Here is a 2,413-nt window from a genome sequence, read left to right as displayed (position 1 = left end):
CACCCAGCGGATGCCTTCGGGGATGAACGTCCCGCCGCAGCCGCCGGCGACCGCCTGGACCGTGATCTTCAGCCCGGCCGCGGCCTTGGCCAGCTTCTGGCCGCGGTAGCTCAGGTCGCCCAAGGCGGTGCCGCGGAAGCCGCGGCCGGCCAGCCGCCGCAGCACCGGCAGGATGCCCTTGCTGTCGTGCACGTTGGCCGGCGCGACGTCGATCGCCAGCGGGAAGCCGTGCTTGTCGACGGCGAGGTGGATCTTGACGCCCTTGACCAGCTTGCCGCCATCGAGGCCGCGCTCAAAGCAGGTCGGGGCCGAGCGGCAGCTGCGGCTGTCGATCACCACCGCGGTCGGTGCGGCCTCGTCGCCGCAGGCCCGGCGCCACGCCACCATCAGGCGGTCGAGCAGCCGGCGCCACAGGCCGAGCCGGGTCCAGCGGGCGAACAGGGCGTAGAGGGTGGCGAACGGCATGCCACAGAGCCGGCCGACGGCACGCCACTGCATGCCGCAGAACGCGACGCACCAGATCGCCATCACCGCCTTGCGCAAGGCCTCGCCCTGCAGCGGCGGCTTGGGCGGGCGCCGTCGCCGCACCCCCGGGATCGTGGTGAGCTCGGCCACGACCGCATCGACGAACACGTCGACGTCGGCGAAAACGTCCCACGAAGCGTCCTTCGTTCTTGCCGAACGAATGGTCGTGCCCATCTCTCGTCTGCCCGGTGTCTGCTGGTCTTGGTCAACCGCAGATTAAGGACATCGTCCGCCGGGCACCCTTCCCCAAACCCGCTGCGCTCACCCCCTGCCGATCGGCCCCCGCCGGGGTGGCTCATCTACAAACAGATTGTAATACCGGATCCGATTGAAGTCTGCGGGCGGGGTTGGATGTGGTAGGTTATGGGATGCCGACCACGCCCCTGACAGCTCACCTGAGCACGGCGATCGATCGCGGCGCGATCGATGGGCCAGCGTTACCGGGCGGCCCGGTGCCCGCTCACGCGTTCCCACCTGCAGATCGTCTGGCTGCTGAGCCAGGGCCGCAGCGCGCGCGAGGTGGCGGCGGCCACCGGCTACGGCCAGCGCTGGATCGCCGAGATCGTGCGGCGCTACAACGCCGAAGGTGCGGACGGGCTCGGTGATCAGCGGGCGAGGAACACGGGCGCCCGGCCGCTGCTGGGCCAGGAGGACGAAGCCGCGTTGCGCGACGCCTTGGCCGAGCCGCCGGCGGAGGGCGGGCTGTGGACCGGCCCCAAGGTGGCGGCCTGGATGAGCCAGCGGCTCGACCGCAAGGTGTGGCCACAGCGCGGATGGGACTACCTGAAGAAGCTCGAGCACAGCCTGCAAGTCCCACGCCCCAAGCACGCCAAGGCGGCGAGCGCCGAGGAGCAGGAGGCGTTCAAAAAAATCTGGCGCAGCAGGTCGAGGAACGCCGTGCCGAGAACCCGGACCGCCCGGTCGAGGTCTGGGCCTTCGACGAGCACCGGGTAGGCCCCAAGCCGATCGCCCGCCGGCAATGGGCGCCGATCGGGCAGCGGCCGATCGCGCTGGGCCAGCACCGGTTCGAGTGGCCCTATGTCTACGGCTTCGTCCACCCGGGCACCGGCGAGGTGGTCTGGTTCCTGTGCAACGGCGTCAGCACGGTGCTGCTCAGCGCGGTGCTGGCGGCCTTCGCCACGGCGGTCGGTGCCGGCCCGGACAAGCTGGTGGTGCTGGTCCTGGACAATGCCGGCTGGCACAGCAGCGAGCAGCTGGTGGTGCCGGACGGGCTGCGGTTGGCCTTCCTGCCGCCTTATTCGCCCGAACTCCAGCCGGCAGGGCGATTATGGCCGCTGACCAACGAGGCGGTGGCGAACCAGGGCTTCGCCACGCTCAAGGAGCTGGACGAAGCCCTGGGCAAGCGTTGCTGCACGTTGGCCGGCCTGCCGGAACTCATCAAGGGGCACACCAACTACAGCTGGTGGCCGAAACCGTCCCAGGTCACCCCGGCCCTGAACTGATCAGCCGGATTTGGTATCATACGAGGGCCGACGCATGAGATCAGCGCGATCAACGCGTAGAGCGTGGTGAGCGGAGAGAGGGCGGGAAGGCAGCCCAGACGTATGTACTCACGGTTGGCCAACTAGCCTCGTCATCTCCTAGAGCGATAGGTTACTGCCCCTCGCTTGAGCGCCGCCTTGACCCGCCTGATCTCATGCGTCGGCCCTGATCCCTGACGTGCCCACGGCCGGCACTCCGGCGGTGTCGGGCATGGCCCAAGCAGGAGTACGTGCCCGGGGAATGGTACGCCGGGTACGCCGGCGTGAAGATCTCCGACATCGGCATGACGGTCTATCCAGGCGCCGACCACATCGGCGAGCTCCAGGCCTGGGATCTCAAGACCGGCAAGCGTGCCTGGACCCGCAATTTCGAACGGTCGCACTTC

General features: G+C 69.1%; 2 protein-coding genes and 1 pseudogene. 2 read left to right on the top strand and 1 reads right to left on the bottom strand.

Going from position 1 to position 2,413, the window contains the following annotated elements:
* Positions 1-633, bottom strand: a 633-nt coding sequence (locus tag VF468_27575) for a transposase (protein ID HEX5882045.1), incomplete at its 3' end; no start/stop codon positions are given.
* Positions 634-951: 318 nt separating this feature from the next.
* On the opposite strand from VF468_27575, the pseudogene VF468_27570 reads away from it, so the two are divergent.
* A pseudogene (locus VF468_27570) lies at positions 952-1,335 on the top strand (helix-turn-helix domain-containing protein).
* The gene (locus tag VF468_27565) at positions 1,299-1,988 is read left to right on the top strand and encodes an IS630 family transposase (protein HEX5882044.1); all 690 of its coding nucleotides are present in this window, start codon (positions 1,299-1,301) and stop codon (positions 1,986-1,988) included. Before VF468_27570 ends, VF468_27565 begins: the two are co-directional and overlap by 37 nt.
* The last annotated feature ends 425 nt before the right edge of the window (positions 1,989-2,413 follow it).

It is taken from the genome of Actinomycetota bacterium, assembly GCA_036280995.1.
GTDB lineage: Bacteria > Actinomycetota > CALGFH01 > CALGFH01 > CALGFH01 > CALGFH01.
This window is presented reverse-complemented; position numbering and strand designations above follow the sequence as displayed.

Coding starts and splice junctions, on each gene's coding strand:
- VF468_27565 (HEX5882044.1), top strand. CDS start 1,299: ATGGGACTACCTGAAGAAGCTCGAGCACAGCCTGCAAGTCCCACGCCC.